The sequence below is a fragment of the Bradyrhizobium guangdongense genome (assembly GCF_004114975.1).
Lineage (GTDB): Bacteria > Pseudomonadota > Alphaproteobacteria > Rhizobiales > Xanthobacteraceae > Bradyrhizobium > Bradyrhizobium guangdongense.
The window spans coordinates 1,416,548-1,432,561 of record NZ_CP030051.1; the positions used below are offsets into that span (position 1 = coordinate 1,416,548).

Genomic DNA, 16,014 nt, shown 5'->3' on the forward strand with positions numbered 1-16,014 from the left:
CGTCGAAGTGAATGGAGATGGACCTGATGCGCCGTATCGTTCCGCTCGCTGCAGGACTGCTTTGGGCAAGCTCGGCTCTCGCCGCTGACGTCAATCTTTTGAACGTGTCGTACGACCCTACGCGCGAGCTCTATGTCGAGTTCAACAAGGCGTTCGCGACCGCCTATCAGAAGGAGACCGGCAAGAGCGTCGAGATCAAGCAGTCGCATGGCGGCAGCGGATCGCAGGCGCGCAGCGTGATCGACGGCTTGCAGGCCGACGTGGTGACGCTGGCGCTCGCCTACGACATCGACGCGATCGCCGCCAAAGGTCTCACCGCGGCCGATTGGCAGAAGCGTCTGCCGCAGAACTCCTCGCCCTATACTTCGACCATCGTGTTCCTGGTGCGCAAGGGCAATCCCAAGGGCATCAAGGATTGGGACGACCTGCTCAAGCCCGGCGTCGCCGTGATCACCCCGAACCCGAAGACCTAGGGCGGCGCGCGCTGGAATTATCTTGCCGCCTGGGGCTTTGCGCAGAAGAAATACGGCTCAGTCGACAAGGCCAAAGAGTTCATCGGCAAGCTCTATCAGCAGGTGCCGGTGCTCGATACCGGAGCGAGGGGCGCCACCGTCACCTTCGTCGAGCGGGGTGTCGGCGACGTTCTGCTCGCCTGGGAGAACGAGGCGTTGCTCGCTCTGAAGGAGTTCGGCGCGCAGAAGTTCGAGATCGTGGCGCCGCCGCAATCGATCCTGGCCGAGCCGCCGGTCGCCATCGTCGACAAGGTCGCCGACAGAAAAGGCACCCGCAACGCCGCCGATGCCTATTTGCAATATTGGTACACCAGGGAAGGTCAGGAGATCGCCGCGCGCAATTTTTACCGTCCGCGCAACGCCGAGATCGCCAGGAAGTACGAAAATGCCTTTGCCAAGGTCGAACTCTTCACGATCGACGATGTCTTTGGCGGTTGGACCAAGGCGCAGAAGGACCATTTTTCCGACGGCGGTATTTTTGACCAGATCTACAAGAACTGATCTGATGCGTCGTAAGGGACTTTAGCGGGGGGCTTGGTGAGCCTAAGGGCAGCACGACGCCGGACTCTTCCGGGCTTCGGTCTCACGATGGGACTGACGCTGACCTGGCTGTCCGTCATCATCCTGATTCCGCTCGCTGGCCTGTTCCTGAAATCGCTGGAGCTCAGTCCCGAGCAGTTCTGGGCCATCCTCTCCAGTCGGCGCACCCTGAATGCGCTGCGCGTCTCCTTCGGCCTCGCGTTTGCGGCGGCCTGCGTCAATCTCGTGATGGGCAGCATCATCGTCTGGGCACTGGTGCGCTATCGTTTTCCCGGCCGGCGGATCTTCGATGCCATCGTCGATGTGCCGTTCGCATTGCCGACGGCTGTTGCCGGGGTCGCACTGACTGCGCTGTTCGCCGAGAAGGGCTGGCTCGGCGCGCCGCTCGCCGCTTTCGGCGTCAAGGTCGCGTTCACGCCCCTCGGCATCTTCGTCGCCATGATCTTCATCGGTATTCCCTTCGTGGTGCGCACGGTGCAACCGGTACTGCAGGATCTCGATCCCGAGATCGAGGAAGCTGCAGGCAGCCTGGGTGCCAGCCGCTGGCAGACCATCACACGCGTGATCCTGCCCTCGCTCGCACCGGCATTGCTCACCGGTCTCGCGCTCGCCTTTGCCCGTGCGGTCGGCGAATACGGCTCCGTGATTTTCATCGCCGGCAATCTGCCCAATGTTTCCGAGATCGCGCCGCTCCTGATCGTGATCCGCCTGTCCGAATTTCGCTATGCCGACGCGACTGCGATTGCGGTCGTCATGCTCGTCGTGTCCTTCGTCATCATCTTCGCCGTGAACCGGCTGCAGCGCTGGGCGCAGCATCGGGATGGGGAACGGTAGGAGGAGAGTATGGCGATGCAGATCACCGATTCGGCCATGCTCGACACGTCCGGAGCGAAGGCGCGCGTCCGAGCGGCCGCGCAGGAGAACATCCGCACCGAGCCTGCCGCGGTCCGCATCGCCATCATCACAATCGCAGTGTCGTTTCTCACGATCTTCGTCGTGCTGCCGCTGGTCCTGGTGTTCGCGCAGGCCTTTTCCAAAGGCGTCGTGGCCTATGTCGCGGCGCTGGCCGAGCCTGAGGCGCTGGCCGCGATCAGGCTGACGCTGCTGGTCGCTGCGATTTCGGTCACGCTCAATCTGGCGTTTGGTCTGGTGGCCGCCTGGGCCATCGCCAAATTCGATTTTCCCGGCAAGACCTTCCTGATCACGCTGATCGACCTGCCGTTGTCGGTGAGCCCGGTGATCTCGGGCCTCGTCTTCGTGCTGCTGTTCGGTGCGCAGGGTTATTTCGGAAGTTGGCTCCGCGAACATGACATCCAGATCCTGTTCGCGGTGCCCGGCATCGCGCTGGCAACCACCTTCGTGACCTTCCCCTTCGTGGCGCGGGCGCTGATCCCGCTGATGCAGGAGCAGGGCACCCAGGAGGAGGAAGCCGCGATCTCGCTCGGCGCCTCGGGCCTGCAGACCTTCTTCCGGGTCACGCTGCCCAACATCAAATGGGGCGTGCTCTACGGCGTCCTGCTCTGCAATGCGCGCGCGATGGGCGAGTTCGGCGCGGTTTCGGTCGTCTCCGGCCATATCCGCGGCGAGACCAATACGATGCCATTGCTGGTCGAGATTCTCTACGACGAGTACCAGTTCGTCGCCGCATTCGCGATCGCCTCGCTGCTCGCCATGCTGGCGCTGATCACGCTGATCGCCAAGACAATCCTGGAGCGTCACCTCGACGAAGGACACGACGTCAATGACCATTGAAGTCAAAAATCTCGTCAAGACCTTTGGCAGCTTCAAAGCCCTCGACGGCGTCGACCTCAAGGTCGAAAGCGGCGAGTTGCTTGCACTGCTCGGCCCGTCCGGATCGGGCAAGACCACGCTGCTGCGGATCGTCGCCGGACTGGATTGGCCCGACGCGGGCGAGGTCTTCATCAACGGCGAGGATGCGCTGGCGCAGGGCGCGCGCGAGCGTCACGTCGGCTTCGTGTTCCAGCACTACGCGCTGTTCCGCCACATGAGCGTGTTCGAGAACGTCGCCTTTGGCCTGCGCGTGCAGCCGCACGCGGTCCGCAAGGACGAGGCGGCGATCCGCAGCAGGGTCAAGGAGCTGCTCGATCTGGTGCAGCTCGACTGGCTCGCCGACCGTTATCCGAACCAGCTCTCGGGCGGACAGCGCCAGCGCATCGCGCTCGCGCGTGCGCTTGCGATCGAGCCACGCATCCTCCTGCTCGACGAGCCGTTCGGCGCGCTCGATGCAAAGGTGCGCAAAGAGCTGCGCAGATGGCTCCGTTCGCTGCATCACGAGATCAACGTCACCTCGATCTTCGTCACCCACGACCAGGAAGAGGCGCTCGAAGTCGCCAACCGCGTCGTGGTGATGGACAAGGGCAGGATCGAGCAGATCGGCTCGCCCGACGACGTCTACGAGACTCCGGCGACGGCCTTCGTTCACGGCTTCATCGGCGAATCCATCGAGCTGCCGGTCCAGGTCGAAGCCGGCGTCGTCAGGCTGGGCGAGCGGCCGCTGCGGCTCGCGGCAGACGGCCTTGCGCCTGGCGCGTCAAAGCTGTTCGTGCGGCGACATGATATGTTGATCGGCCCGCCCGGCTCTGGCGCCTTCGAGGGCGCGGTCCAGCACGTCCGCAATTTCGGCCCCGTGCAGCGGGCCGAGGTCGCGTTATCTGGTGGCCAGACCATCGAGATCGACGCCCCCCGGGACCGGGAACTGCGCGCCGGCGACACGATCGGGCTAAATCCTCGCCGCTACCGGATCTTTGCGGGCGCCTAAACCGCTCAAATCTTCTTCAAAATTCACCTTTCAGCCATTGTTGGTATGCAACAACGGCCCCTCATTTGGGGGCTCCTGTATGCGCGCTGCGGCCGCAATTCTCATCACTTTGCTTCTTGCCGGCTGCGCCGGGAACGAAGCGCCGGTCCAGCAGCCGTCGATGTATGCGGACATGTCGGTCCCGGGCGCCAAGCTCGATGCGCCGGCCGCCGCGATCATGATCTCGCAATACCGCCAGAACAACGGGCTCGGCTCCGTCGAGATCGACCCCGAATTGATGCGGCTGGCCGAATCCCAGTCCAACGCCATGGCCGCTGCCAACAAGATGGACCATGACGTCCGCGCGCCCCTGGGCAAGCGGCTCAATGCCGGCGGCTATCCCGCGACCGTGGCGGTCGAGAACATCTCCGCCGGCTATCATACGCTGGCGGAAGCATTTTCCGGCTGGCGCGACTCGCCTCCGCACCGCGCCAACATGCTCAAGAGCGGTGTCACAAAATTGGGCATCGCCGCAAGCTATGCTCCGGGCACCAAGTACAAGGTGTTCTGGACCATGATCCTGGCGTCGACCGAGCCCCGATAAGCCAGACTTGATCCCGGGATGCATTGACGCCGCGGCAGACTGTCGCCACGGTGGCTCGCATTTTGCTATTAGTCCCTGATGACAGATCATAGCCCGGAAGTCGCAACAGTCCCCGCAAAGGCGCAGCGCGTCCTGGTTCTCCAGGGCGGCGGTGCGCTCGGGTCCTATCAGGCCGGAGCCTATCAGGCGCTGTGCCATTTCGATTTCGAGCCCGAATGGGTCGCCGGCATCTCGATCGGCGCCGTCAACGCCGCCATCATTGCCGGCAACGAGGGCCACACCCGCGTCAAGCGGCTCAAGGAATTCTGGGAAATGGTTTCCGCGCCGGTGCCGTGGAAGCCGATCGGCAAGAGCGACCACAGCCGCGAGCTGTTCAATTCCACCAGCGCCGCGCTGATCGCGACCTTTGGCGTGCCGGGCTTCTTCGTCCCGCGCGTGCCGCCGGCGCCGCTCTGGCCGCCCGGCAGCAAGCAAGCCGAAAGCTATTACGACACCGCGCCGCTGAAGAAGACGCTGGAGCGGCTGGTCGACTTCGATCGCATCAACGATCTGAAGACCCGCCTGTCGGTCGGCGCGGTCGGCGTCACCTCCGGCAATTTCAAATATTTCGACAATTACGAGTTCAAGAAGCTCGGCAAGAAGATCGGCCCGGAGCACATCATGGCCTCGGGTGCCTTACCTCCGGGCTTTCCGTCCGTGGTCATCGACGGCGAACATTATTGGGACGGCGGCATCGCCTCCAACACGCCGCTCGACTTCGTGCTGGATGCGGAGCTCGACCGCGATCTCCTGATCTTCCAGGTCGACCTCTTCAGCGCACGCGGCGACCTGCCGACCTCGCTGCTCGAGGCCACGGAGCGCGAGAAAGACATCCGGTTCTCCAGCCGCACGCGGATGAACACCGACAAGAACAAGCAGGTGCACAACACGCGCAAGGCGCTGCGCGAGCTGATCGACAAGCTGCCTGATTATCTGAAGAACGATCCGTCGGTCGAGATCCTCAACAAGGCGGCGCGCGAAAGCACGGTCACCGTCGTGCACCTGATCTACCGCAGCAAGAATTACGAATCCTCGTCCAAGGATTACGACTTCTCGCATGTCGCCATGGTCGAGCATTGGGAGAGCGGCGTGCGCGACGTGCATCTGTCGATGCGCCACAAGGATTGGCTCGAGCGGCCGCAATCCGGCGAGACCATGGTGACTTACGATCTCACGGGGGACGTCACCGCGCCCCCGGCAAAAAGGAGCGAATAATATGGGTACTCTCTCAGGCAAGAACGCCGTCGTGACAGGTTCGACCAGCGGCATTGGCCTTGCTTACGCGCGAGCCTTCGCCGGCGCCGGTGCCAATGTCGTCATCAACGGCTTCGGCTCGCCGGAGGACATCGAGAAGGAGCGCGCCAAGATCGAGTCCGATTTCGGCGTGAAGGCGATCTATTCACCCGCCGACATGACCAAGCCCGCCGAGATCGCCGGCATGATCGCGCTCGGCGAAAAGACCTTCGGTTCGGTCGACATTCTCGTCAACAATGCCGGCATCCAGTTCGTCTCGCCGGTCGAGGAATTCCCGGTCGAGAAGTGGGACCAGATCATCGCGATCAATCTGTCCTCGGCCTTCCATGGCATCCGCGCCGCCGTGCCCGGCATGAAGAAGAAGGGCTGGGGCCGTATCATCAACACCGCTTCGGCGCACTCGCTGGTCGCTTCGCCGTTCAAGTCGGCCTATGTGTCGGCCAAGCACGGTATTGCCGGCCTCACCAAGACCGTGGCGCTGGAAGTCGCCACCCACAAGATCACCTGCAACTGCATCAGCCCCGGCTACGTCTGGACGCCGTTGGTCGAGAAGCAGATCCCCGACACGATGAAGGCTCGCAATCTCACCCGCGAGCAGGTCATCAACGACGTGCTGCTCGATGCGCAACCGACCAAGGAGTTCGTGACGTCCGAGCAGGTCGCAGCGCTGGCGCTGTTCCTGTGCAGCGACGATGCCGCGCAGATCACCGGCACCAATTTGTCGATCGACGGCGGCTGGACCGCGGAGTAACGACACTGTCTGTCATGCCCCGCCGAGGCGGGGCATCCAGTACGCCGCGGCCCGTCGATTGAATTACAACTTTCTCGGAATACTGGATCGCCCGGTTAAACCGGGCGATGACAGCGAGAGGGGGCGCGGTTCGAGGCCTAATGACTCCATGCCAGCGCCGTCACGATCGCGGATTGCAGATTCAATTCCGCGAACATGATCTTGCCGGCGACCAGCATGAGGACGCTGGCCAGTGTCAGGCGCAGCACCATTTCGGGCACGCGTGTCGCGCTGTAGCTGCCCACGATGATACCGGGCAGCGAGCCCATCAAGAGCACACCCATAAGGCCCCAGTCGACATCGCCGAGCGCCCAATGTCCGATCCCGGCGACCAGGGTGAGCGGCACGGCATGTGCGATGTCCGAGCCGACGATCGTCGCCACCGGGAGGCGCGGGTAGAGCATCAGCAGCACGGTCACGCCGACCGCGCCGGCGCCGACGGAGGAGATCGAGACCAGCACGCCGAGTACGACGCCGGTGATGACGGTTGCCACAGCCGTGGTGCGCCCGTCGATTTGCTCGAGGCGGCGACGATAGCGCTCCATGATCGATTTGCGGAAGATCAGCGACGTGGCAGTCAGCAGCAATGCGAAGCAAAGCACGATGTTGACGAGGTTGCGCTCGGCATCACTCTTCAGGTCGAGCTTCCACAACACGAGCAGCGTCAGCGCGCTCGCCGGAATGCTGCCGCAGGCAAGCCGCAGCACCGCCGGCCAGTGCACGCTGCGCGACCAGCCATGCACGATACTGCCGCCGGTCTTGGTGGCGGCGGCATAGAGCAGGTCGGTTCCGACTGCGGTCGAGGGATGGACGCCGAACAGCAGGATCAGCAGCGGCGTCATCAACGAGCCACCTCCGACGCCGGTCATCCCGACAAGCAGGCCGACGGCAAATCCCGAGGCGACGTACAGTGGATCGATCATATCAGCAGAATCTAAGTTGATCTCGTCGATTGAGCAATACGACGTAGGATAAACTTTCCCTGCGATGCAACCTCTTGGACGGAATAAGAAAATTTTCGCTGTCCATTGCAGGTAGAGAGGTGTTTCGCCTTGTTCGCGGGCTCGTTGCGAAACAGTCGTTCCCCGGGGCGAGGGGCGCTACCGGATGTGTAATTCCTATTTACCAAACGCCAGGACGTGCAGCCCCAGACGCTGTCGCACGATCCAGAACAGCAGCACCGTCTCGAAGGTGAGCGAGATCGAGGTCGCTGCCGCGGCGCCATGACCGCCGAAGCGTGGTACCAGTGCCACGCACAGCAGCACGTTCAGCACGAACGCCAGCGCATAGGCCAATGCGCAGATCTTCTGCTGGCCGAGCATGTTGAGCAGCCGCTCGACCGGGCCGATCGCGGCGCGCACCACAAGACCGATCGCGGCGATGAACATGATATCGTAGCCGACAACGAATTGCGGCCCGAACAGCCACAGCAACGGCTTGCCGAGTGCGAGCAGCACGGCGGTGGCGGCGAGAGACGGCCAGAACGTCCAGACGATCGCGTGCGCGACATAGGCCGACAGCCGCGCCTTGTCGCCGCTGGCATTGTATTCGGCAAAGCGGTGCGCCGTCGTCGCCGACATCGCGTAGTGAATGAACGACACCAGCGCCAGCGTCTTCACCACGGCAAAGTAGACGCCGACCTCGTCGGAGGGGCGGAATTGCTGCAGCACCAGCACGTCGGTGTAGGACAGCAGCAGGTAGAAGCTTTCGACCAGCAGGATCGGCAGCGAGACGGCGAGCCAGCCGCTGACGTCATAGGCTCTGGGGCCGGGTGTGATGTGCTCGGCGAGCTTGCGGTTCAGCACCACCATCTGCCCGGTCATTGCGATCCAGACCGCACCGAGGCTCGCGACCATCGCCGCGACGGCGCCGAGATGAAAGCCGAGCAGGAAGGCGATGGCCGTGATGCCGATGATCAGCGCCTGGCGGATGATGAATTGCGGCATGAGGCCGAGCTGCATCCAGTCATGCGAGCGCGCGATGCCGTCCTGGGTGTTGGCGACGACGAAGGCCGGCAGCGTCATGCAGCCGATATAGAGCGGCAGCTCCTCGGCCGGATCGATCCAGGGCGACAGCAGTCTGACGAGGCCGGCAAGCGCCAGCGATATCAGCGTCGAGACGGCAAAGGTCAGCCAGCGGCTACCGGAGAGAAAGCCGCGCAGCAGCGCGTGGTCGCCGCTGGCGCGATATTCCGGAATGATCTTTTGCGCGGAAGCCGAGATGCCGAAGTCCAGCATGCTGCCGAGCAGCAGCACCCACGTCCAGACATAGACGTAGATGCCGTAGTCCGACGTGCCCATCCAGCGCGCGAGCAGCACCTGCGAGACATAGGCGAGGCCCGCACTGATGACGCGGATGAGGAAGATGGTGCCGGCCAGCCGCCGCGTCAGCGACGCTTCGCTCGAGCCGCCGGTCAGCTTGGCGCGCAGCCGCGCGATCAGCCCCGCCGGTCCGGTCGTTGCAGGTTCTGCATCCATCACGGCCAAATCGAGATCCCCAGGCGTGCCGCATGTTGCGGCAGGCTTGATGCGGTAGTCCTTGGGACTAGCAACCATTCGTTAAGATTCGGTTGGGCGGACGTGCTGTTGCCACATCCTTGGCGTCGTCCCCGCGAAGGCGGGGACCCATAACCACAGGGAGAGATTGTTGCGCGAGCTGGTAACTCCGAGTCTTCGGCCAAACCACTCCCTGTGGTCATGGGTCCCGGGTTCGCGCTCCGCGCGCCCCGGAGACGACAGCGGAATATAAGCGCCGGCAGGGCAACTCACGCGCCGCGTCGTGACTACCGCCGGGACGCCCCCGCGGGCTTACTCCAAGTTCGTATTGAACTCGTAGGATTTTTCCGGCCCGACCAGCGTGAACTTCAGCGCTGCGCCGTCAGGCTTGGCGCCGGGCGGCAATCCGTCGAGCTCGAACGAAAACCGCTTCACGCCGGGCGGGCTGTGCTCGACCTTGTCGGGGATCGGCAGCGACCATTCGGGCGTCGGCCCTTCCACGAACAGATCGACCTTGCTGCTCTCCGGCGCGACGACGTCGACCACGACGTTCTTGGGCCCGTCGAGCTTGACGTCGCGGATGGTCAGGGGATTGGGATCGCCGATATTGGCCGGCTTCGGCACGGTGTCGAGTGCCGCGCGCAGATTGGCATCTTCCGTCGAGGCGACATTGTTGAAGCCGAGCTCGACTTCGGCCGCGACGGGAACGCAGAGCTTCTCGCACACCGCGTAATTGATCTCGGCGCGCAACGTCACGGGCTTGTCCGCCGCCTTGGCGACGATGCGCAAGGGCAGCACGATCTGGTCGTGATAGCCGATCGAGTGGCCGCCTGCGCCATCGTCGAACTTTTGCGGTGCCGGCCACATGACGGTCACCGCTTCGACATTGTCGGACTTCGAGAAGTCGAACCGCGGTGGAACACCGGAATCGCCCGGCATGCGCCAGTAGGTTTTCCAGCCGGGCTGGATCTGGAACGCGATACCGCCGAGCAGCACTGCGCCGCTGCGCGATCCCGCCAACAGCCGCACCGCGGAATGGCCGTCGCGCTGCCACGGCGATGCATCGTCGGCATGGGCTACCGTCGCCAGCGATGACGCAAGCACAGTTGTCGCGACAGCAATCGCCGCATGCAGGGGAACTCTTGTCAGCATGGTACGTCTTTACAGGGTCATCCCAAAGCAAACCATTGAATTGCTTGTGATGGATGTACCCGAATCATGTCGCGGCAAGCCTTGATTTGACAGCGGCCCGGCCCGACATCAGGATAGGAATTGAAACCGGAGTGCTTCACCGATGGCTTCCACAGGCAAACGGACGGGCGAAAGCACCCGCAGTGCGGGTCCCGCGCTTCCCAGCTCGGCCGGTTATCTCGACGGACGGCTCCTGATCGCGATGCCCGTGATGGGCGACTCGCGCTTCGAGCGGTCGGTGATCTACCTCTGTGCCCATTCCGCCGAGGGCGCGATGGGCATTATCGTCAACCATCCCGCCGGCAGCATCGACTTCCCGGAGCTGCTGGAGCAGCTCGGCATCATCAAGAAGGGCGAGCATATCAAGCTGCCGGAAAATGCCGAAAGCATGAAGGTGCTGGCCGGTGGTCCGGTCGACACCGGTCGCGGCTTCGTACTGCATTCCAGCGACTTCTATATCGAGCATGCCACACTGCGGATCGACGACGGTGTCTGCCTTACCGCGACTGTCGACATCCTGCGCGCAATCGCCAATGGCTCGGGGCCCAAGCACGCCATCCTCGCGCTCGGCTACGCAGGCTGGGCGCCGGGCCAGCTCGAGACCGAGATCCAGAGCAATGGCTGGCTGCATTGCGATGCGGATGCGGACCTGATCTTCGGCGACGACGTCGATGAGAAATACAGCCGCGCCCTGCGCAAGATCGGCATCGATCCCGGAATGCTGTCGAACGAGGCCGGGCACGCGTAGTCGGTGATGGCATCGCGTGGCTCTCACCGCCGTCATTGCGAGAGCTCTTGCGACGAAGCAATCCAGGCTGTTTCCGTTGAAAGATTCTGGATTGCTTCGCTTCGCTCGCACTGACGGAATTTGTTGAGGCCGTCGGTTCTACTCCGCCGCCTGCTGCTGCACCGTCGGCTCGGTTCCCGCGACCGTCGCGCGCCGCATGTCGCGGGGCTGCGATTGGTCGTAGCGGCGGACGCGGTGCATGGTCTGACGGTTGTCCCACATCACGAGATCATGCAGCTTCCATTTATGAACGTAGACGAACTCTGCTTGCGTCGCGTGCTCGGTGAGGTCGCGCAGCAACAGCCGTCCTTCCGGGACGCTCATGCCGACGACCTTGCCGGCATGGGATGAGAGGTACAGCGACTTGCGGTGATGCACGGGATGCGTGCGCACCAGCCGCTGCAGCACGGGCTTGAACATGGCCTTTTCTTCGTCGGTATATTCGGTGAAGCCGAGCGATCCCCGCGAATACATCAGCGAATGTTCGCAGACGAGGTCGTCGATCTCGGCCTTGGTCTCGTCGTCGAGCGCGTCGTAGGCGGCGCGCATGTCGGCGAACTCGGTGTTGCCGCCCTTCGGATTCACCACGCGCGCCGACAGCAATGAGAATTTCGCCGGGATGGGGCGGAACGAGCTGTCGGAATGCCACAGGCAGTTGCCGAGATTGAACAGATGCGTGCGGCTGTCTTTCGCCAGCGGCTTGCCGTCCTTGCCGAGATTGGAGACGTCGTTGAGGCCGGACTGGAGCCGGTAGTCCTTTTGCTTCGTCACCGTGCCGCCACGCGCATCCTCGCGCTGGCCAAAATTCAGCGCAAAGTCCATCTGCTGCTCGTCGGTGATGTCCTGGTCGTGGAAGACCAGCACCGCGTATCTGTCCATGGCGGACTCGATCTCGCGGGCTTCATCCGGTGTGAGCGGCTTGCGCAGGTCGAGGCCGGAAACCTCGCCGACAAAATGCTTGTGAAGCTGCCGGATGGCGATCGTCATGGCGTCTCTCCCGCGAACCGCGAGCGGTTGGCCCGCTCTATTGACGAAAAAGCTACTCCCGCGTCTGGCGTTGTCAACGCTCCCCGCGCATGGCTCTTACGCGTTGCGCGCCATCAACCCGCCATCGACCGGGATCACGGCGCCGGTGAGGAAGGACGCCGCCGGCAGGCACAGGCTCAGCGTCATATGCGCGACCTCCTCGGGGTCGCCGTAGCGCAGAAGCGCGGTGCGGCGCTTGGCGTAGATGGTCTTGTGCTCTTCCGAGATGCGCTCGGTGATGGCGGTTCGGATCGGACCGGGACAGATGCAGTTGACGGTGATGCCCTCGCGGCCGAGCTCGACTGCGAGCGATCGCGTCAGGCTCGCTACACCGCCTTTCGCTGCAGAATACGGGCTGTGCAACGCGGTGGCGCCGAGCGCCTCGGTCGAGGCGATATTGACGATGCGAGGGGACTTCGATTTGCGCAGGTATGGCAGCGCCGCACGGATGATGCGCGGGTGAGCCGTCAGCATCACCGCGATGCCTTTGGCCCAGGCATCTTCGTAAGCCTCGTCGTCGATCGCGACGCGCACGGAGATGCCGGCATTGTTGACCACGATATCAAGCCCGCCGAAATGCGCCGCGACGTCGCCGACCACGCGTTTGATCTCGCCGCCGTCGGCAACGTCGAGCTTCCAAGCCTTGCCCGAGCCGCCGCTGGCCGCGATTTCCTTCGCGACGGCCTGCGCGCCTTGCTCGTCATGATCGGTCACGGCGACGTTGGCGCCTTCGCCTCCGAACACGCGCGCGGTCGCGCGGCCCATGCCGCTGGCGGCGCCGGTGACGAGAACGGTCAGGCCCTTGACGGAGCGGCTGAGCTCTTTGAACTCGGACATGCTGTTTCCTCGGGTCTCTTGTTTCTTGTGATGAGATGGACAAGGCTGGCGTCGATCCGCAGACAGGTCAAGCAAGCAAAACAAAAGGGGAGGCCGCGATGGCGAACGAGCTGGATTTCACGGGCAAGCAGGTTCTGGTCGTCGGAGGTTCCAGCGGCATCGGCAACGGCATTGCGCAAGCCTTTCGTGCCAGAGGCGCCAGCGTCGCGGTGTGCGGCACGCGTGCTCGTGCGGCGGAATATCAGGCGGAGGAGGGCTCCGATCTCAGCGGTCTTGCCTACGCGCAGCTCGACGTCAGCAGCCCCGGCGCGATCGAGGCGTTCAAGCCGTCCTTCGAGAACCTCGACATTCTGGTGCTCGCGCAGGGCGCCGTGATCTATCGCCGCGGCGAGTTTGAGATGGCCGGCTTCCGTAAGGTCGTCGAGGTCAATCTCATGAGCCTGATGGCGTGCGCGACGCGGTTTCATGCCATGTTGCGGGATTCGAAGGGCGCGCTGATCATGGTGTCCTCGACCGCGGCCTATCACTCGACCATGGGCAATCCGGCCTACAATGCCTCGAAGACCGGCGCCGTCGGATTGACGCGGACGCTGGGCGAGGCCTGGGCAGAAGACGGCATCCGCGTCAACGGCATCGCGCCCGGCCTCGTCGACACCAAGATGACGAAGGTGACGACCGACAATCCCAAGCGGCTCGAAGGCGCGTTGTCGCGCATTCCGCTGCGGCGGTTGGGCACGCCGGCCGACATGGCGGGCGCGGCACTGTTCCTGGCTTCGCCGCTGTCGTCCTACATCATCGGTCAGACGCTCGTCGTCGATGGCGGGCTCATCCTGTAGGGGACGACACTTTCGTCATCGCATGGAACTGCGCTCCTCCTGATCGGTTACTTGGGCAGACCCCGAGGAGGAGCATCATGGATACGGATCGGATTGTGGGATCGGCCAAGGAATTCGCAGGACGCGCGGAAGGCGCTGTCGGAGACATGGCAGGCGATGCCAAGACGCAGGCGTCGGGCAAGGCGCGGGAAGCCGCAGGCACCGTGCAGAATCTGTACGGCCAGGCCAAGGATGCGGTGCGTGACGCAGCCGACACTGCGACGAGCTACGCCAAGGACGCCTATGAGAACAGCGGCGATACCTTCCGCGATGGCTCCAAGGCGATCGCGCAGAAGGTGCAGGACAATCCGCTCGGCGCGCTGCTGGTCGCCGGCGGCATCGGCTTTGCGCTCGCGCTTCTGATGTCGCGCCCCGCGCGCCGTCCGCCGCCGCGCTGGCGCTATTACGGCTGAACGATCAGCACGCGTTCTCGTGCCCCGGACGCGCTGCAGCGCTAGAGCGCTGCTGCGCTGAGCCGGAGCCCATTCTCTGTTGATATTGAAAGAAGCTGTTCCGGCTCTGCGTCGCATCACCAAGAGGTGCTGCGCCGCGTCCGGAACACGCGATCGTCTACCGCACCACTTCCGCCGCCCGCCCGACGTTGCCCGGCGGACGCGGGACCGCGGGACCCGGGTTCGGGTTGCGCGGCGCCGGCGTGAATTGACGCGGCGCCGGCTGCGGCGAGCCGAAGCCGAAGAAGTCGCGCAAGGACGGCGTCGCCTGCGCCGGCTGCTGCTGTGATGCAGGCTTCTTCGGCGCGAGCGGCTTGGGCGGTGCGATCGCGGCGCCGGCACCCGGCGTGCCCGGCGCGCCGGGAGCCGCAACACCACCCTCAGGCGTCGTCGCCGCAACAGGCGTATCGCCCTTGGCCTGTTCACGGCCGACTTCGCGGCGCGGCCAGGCATAATCGTCAGCCCGGCCGGCGGGCGCCGCCAGCGGCTCGCCCTTCACCAGCGTTTTGGCGGCGAGGGCATCGACGGGGGCGGGGCGCGTGCCCGGTCCGCCCAGCAATTGATCGGTCGAGATCGAGGCCGCGACCAGCGGCACGATCGGGCCGGCGAGCGGCCGCGGCGCAGGCTTGCCGGGCTCGGCGCTGATGTCGGGCGTCGCCGGTTCGCTCGGCAGCGCGATCGGACCGGAGCGTCCGGCCAGCAGGCGCGTGATCTCGCGCTCGACATAATGGGCGAGTTTTCGTGCGCCCGGCTTGGTGAAGTAGACGCCGTCAGCGCTGCGGAGCTGGCGGATCTGGCCCTCGAAGTCAGGTCCCTTCTGCAGGAAGCGGCCGGCCTCGTCGACAAAGCCGTCCCAGACGTCGACATAGGTGATGCCGGCCTTGGCGGCGCCTTCGCGATAGAGCGAATCCAGGAACAGCATGTCCGCGGTGCCCTTCTGACCGCGGATTGCCGGCAGGCCGACCCAGAGCACGGGCACGCCCTTGGCTTTCAGCACACCCGCGAGCTCCTCGATCTTCTTGCCGTAGAGCTCGACCCAGCGGTCGTCGCGGAATTCGTAAAGGCCATTCGGATTGCGCGTGGCCTTCTCGGGCGTCGTCGCGGGCGTATCGGCGTTGTCGGCGTCATCCTGCGGCAGGTCGGTATCGACAGGCTTGTCCTCCGGCTTGGCGGCGGCGTCGGGCTTGGCCTCGCCGGGCTTTCCTTGCGGCTTGGCGTGCGCGCCCTTGTCGTTCTTCTTGTCCTTGTCAGCGGGCTTCTCGGCAACGGGTTCGCGGATCGCGATGCGGTCGTTGAGGCCGAGCATGACGACGATGACGTCGGGCTTCTCGGTCTCCAAAATGCCCTTCGCGGCCGCCGCCCAATCGGAGGGCTCACCCTTCGGCTGGTACTTGATCAGGCCTGAGGTGGTCCGGTGCTTGCGGATCACACCCATGTCGGGCTGTTCGGTGTAGGCGTCTTCCAGGCCATAGGCGAGCCAGTCGGCCATGGCGTCGCCGATCACCAGCACGTTCTTTTCAGGGACGGTGTCGCGCTTGGCGGGCGCGGGCGCGCGCGAAAAATCCTGGCGCGGGGCCTGCGGCTGCTGTTGCTGGAATGGCGCGAAGAAATCGCCGCCGAACCAGCCACCGCCGTGTCGCGGCGGCGGGGCCGCGCGTTGCGGCGGACCGCCGAAGCCGGGGAAGTTGAAGAACTGCGCCGAGGCCGGTCCCGCGATCGAGACCAGGATCGCAAGCGCCGTTCCCAGCGCGATCAGCGGGCCGGTCTCGGTCAGCGCCTTGAAAAAGGATTTTGGCTTCGACATGCGATCTCGGGCGGCGCGCAACGGGTCTGGAATTGGCTCGCTATAATAAC

Annotated in this window: 15 protein-coding genes and 1 pseudogene; 10 read left to right on the forward strand and 6 right to left on the reverse strand. The window is 64.2% G+C overall.

From position 1 onward, the window contains the following. The first annotated feature begins 11 nt into the window (after positions 1 to 11). The 7 genes and pseudogenes from X265_RS06765 (at position 12) to X265_RS06795 (ending at position 6,458) form a co-directional block, all read left to right on the forward strand. A pseudogene (locus X265_RS06765) lies at positions 12 to 1,013 on the forward strand (sulfate ABC transporter substrate-binding protein). An 87-nt stretch (positions 1,014 to 1,100) separates the two neighbouring features. Continuing rightward, positions 1,101 to 1,886, forward strand: coding sequence for a sulfate ABC transporter permease subunit CysT (gene cysT / locus X265_RS06770; RefSeq protein WP_244659254.1), 786 nt, complete (start codon positions 1,101 to 1,103; stop codon positions 1,884 to 1,886). A 9-nt stretch (positions 1,887 to 1,895) separates the two neighbouring features. Continuing rightward, positions 1,896 to 2,804 (forward strand): sulfate ABC transporter permease subunit CysW, encoded by a 909-nt coding sequence (gene cysW / locus X265_RS06775; RefSeq protein ID WP_128964106.1) that lies wholly within the window; start codon positions 1,896 to 1,898, stop codon positions 2,802 to 2,804. Then, entirely contained in the window at positions 2,794 to 3,831 is a 1,038-nt protein-coding gene (locus X265_RS06780) for a sulfate/molybdate ABC transporter ATP-binding protein (protein ID WP_128964107.1), read from the forward strand. The genes cysW and X265_RS06780 overlap by 11 nt, the downstream gene beginning before the upstream one ends. A gap of 79 nt (positions 3,832 to 3,910) precedes the next feature. After that, positions 3,911 to 4,414, forward strand: a complete 504-nt coding sequence (locus X265_RS06785) for a CAP domain-containing protein (protein ID WP_128964108.1) — start codon at positions 3,911 to 3,913, stop codon at positions 4,412 to 4,414. Between the two features lie 78 nt (positions 4,415 to 4,492). Continuing rightward, on the forward strand, positions 4,493 to 5,668 hold the full coding sequence (locus X265_RS06790) for a DUF3734 domain-containing protein (protein WP_128964109.1): 1,176 nt from the start codon (positions 4,493 to 4,495) through the stop codon (positions 5,666 to 5,668). 1 nt (position 5,669) lies between these two features. Continuing rightward, positions 5,670 to 6,458 carry a 3-hydroxybutyrate dehydrogenase gene (locus X265_RS06795; RefSeq protein WP_128964110.1) on the forward strand — a complete coding sequence of 263 codons (789 nt, stop codon included), beginning with the start codon at positions 5,670 to 5,672 and terminating at the stop codon, positions 6,456 to 6,458. A gap of 137 nt (positions 6,459 to 6,595) precedes the next feature. Here X265_RS06795 and X265_RS06805 read toward each other — a convergent pair whose 3' ends face one another. The 3 genes from X265_RS06805 to X265_RS06815 all read right to left on the reverse strand — a co-directional run bounded on the left by X265_RS06805 (position 6,596) and on the right by X265_RS06815 (position 10,144). Beyond that, a complete protein-coding gene (locus tag X265_RS06805) occupies positions 6,596 to 7,420 on the reverse strand; it encodes a sulfite exporter TauE/SafE family protein (protein ID WP_128964112.1) in 825 nt (274 codons plus the stop codon). Positions 7,421 to 7,615: 195 nt separating this feature from the next. After that, positions 7,616 to 8,983 carry an oligosaccharide flippase family protein gene (locus X265_RS06810; RefSeq protein WP_373291577.1) on the reverse strand — a complete coding sequence of 456 codons (1,368 nt, stop codon included), beginning with the start codon at positions 8,981 to 8,983 and terminating at the stop codon, positions 7,616 to 7,618. A gap of 321 nt (positions 8,984 to 9,304) precedes the next feature. Next, positions 9,305 to 10,144, reverse strand: a complete 840-nt coding sequence (locus X265_RS06815; RefSeq protein ID WP_128964113.1) for a protein-disulfide reductase DsbD domain-containing protein — start codon at positions 10,142 to 10,144, stop codon at positions 9,305 to 9,307. Positions 10,145 to 10,286: 142 nt separating this feature from the next. On the opposite strand from X265_RS06815, the gene X265_RS06820 reads away from it, so the two are divergent. Beyond that, positions 10,287 to 10,931, forward strand: a complete 645-nt coding sequence (locus X265_RS06820) for a YqgE/AlgH family protein (RefSeq protein WP_128964114.1) — start codon at positions 10,287 to 10,289, stop codon at positions 10,929 to 10,931. 138 nt (positions 10,932 to 11,069) lie between these two features. Here X265_RS06820 and X265_RS06825 read toward each other — a convergent pair whose 3' ends face one another. Beyond that, the gene (locus X265_RS06825) at positions 11,070 to 11,957 is read right to left on the reverse strand and encodes a TauD/TfdA dioxygenase family protein (protein ID WP_128964115.1); all 888 of its coding nucleotides are present in this window, start codon (positions 11,955 to 11,957) and stop codon (positions 11,070 to 11,072) included. Positions 11,958 to 12,053: 96 nt separating this feature from the next. After that, positions 12,054 to 12,833 (reverse strand): SDR family NAD(P)-dependent oxidoreductase, encoded by a 780-nt coding sequence (locus X265_RS06830; RefSeq protein WP_128964116.1) that lies wholly within the window; start codon positions 12,831 to 12,833, stop codon positions 12,054 to 12,056. A gap of 98 nt (positions 12,834 to 12,931) precedes the next feature. On the opposite strand from X265_RS06830, the gene X265_RS06835 reads away from it, so the two are divergent. Then, positions 12,932 to 13,669, forward strand: coding sequence for an SDR family NAD(P)-dependent oxidoreductase (locus X265_RS06835; RefSeq protein ID WP_128964117.1), 738 nt, complete (start codon positions 12,932 to 12,934; stop codon positions 13,667 to 13,669). A gap of 77 nt (positions 13,670 to 13,746) precedes the next feature. After that, the gene (locus tag X265_RS06840) at positions 13,747 to 14,121 is read left to right on the forward strand and encodes a CsbD family protein (RefSeq protein ID WP_128964118.1); all 375 of its coding nucleotides are present in this window, start codon (positions 13,747 to 13,749) and stop codon (positions 14,119 to 14,121) included. Positions 14,122 to 14,278: 157 nt separating this feature from the next. Here the strand turns inward: X265_RS06840 and X265_RS06845 are convergent, their stop codons facing one another. Continuing rightward, on the reverse strand, positions 14,279 to 15,964 hold the full coding sequence (locus X265_RS06845) for an SGNH/GDSL hydrolase family protein (RefSeq protein ID WP_128964119.1): 1,686 nt from the start codon (positions 15,962 to 15,964) through the stop codon (positions 14,279 to 14,281). Positions 15,965 to 16,014 lie beyond the last annotated feature (50 nt).

Coding starts and splice junctions, on each gene's coding strand:
- X265_RS06795 (WP_128964110.1), top strand. CDS start 5,670: ATGGGTACTCTCTCAGGCAAGAACGCCGTCGTGACAGGTTCGACCAGC.
- X265_RS06845 (WP_128964119.1), bottom strand. CDS start 15,964: ATGTCGAAGCCAAAATCCTTTTTCAAGGCGCTGACCGAGACCGGCCCG.
- cysT (WP_244659254.1), top strand. CDS start 1,101: ATGGGACTGACGCTGACCTGGCTGTCCGTCATCATCCTGATTCCGCTC.
- X265_RS06815 (WP_128964113.1), bottom strand. CDS start 10,144: ATGCTGACAAGAGTTCCCCTGCATGCGGCGATTGCTGTCGCGACAACT.
- X265_RS06790 (WP_128964109.1), top strand. CDS start 4,493: ATGACAGATCATAGCCCGGAAGTCGCAACAGTCCCCGCAAAGGCGCAG.
- cysW (WP_128964106.1), top strand. CDS start 1,896: ATGGCGATGCAGATCACCGATTCGGCCATGCTCGACACGTCCGGAGCG.
- X265_RS06840 (WP_128964118.1), top strand. CDS start 13,747: ATGGATACGGATCGGATTGTGGGATCGGCCAAGGAATTCGCAGGACGC.
- X265_RS06780 (WP_128964107.1), top strand. CDS start 2,794: ATGACCATTGAAGTCAAAAATCTCGTCAAGACCTTTGGCAGCTTCAAA.
- X265_RS06785 (WP_128964108.1), top strand. CDS start 3,911: ATGCGCGCTGCGGCCGCAATTCTCATCACTTTGCTTCTTGCCGGCTGC.
- X265_RS06805 (WP_128964112.1), bottom strand. CDS start 7,420: ATGATCGATCCACTGTACGTCGCCTCGGGATTTGCCGTCGGCCTGCTT.
- X265_RS06820 (WP_128964114.1), top strand. CDS start 10,287: ATGGCTTCCACAGGCAAACGGACGGGCGAAAGCACCCGCAGTGCGGGT.
- X265_RS06835 (WP_128964117.1), top strand. CDS start 12,932: ATGGCGAACGAGCTGGATTTCACGGGCAAGCAGGTTCTGGTCGTCGGA.
- X265_RS06825 (WP_128964115.1), bottom strand. CDS start 11,957: ATGACGATCGCCATCCGGCAGCTTCACAAGCATTTTGTCGGCGAGGTT.
- X265_RS06830 (WP_128964116.1), bottom strand. CDS start 12,833: ATGTCCGAGTTCAAAGAGCTCAGCCGCTCCGTCAAGGGCCTGACCGTT.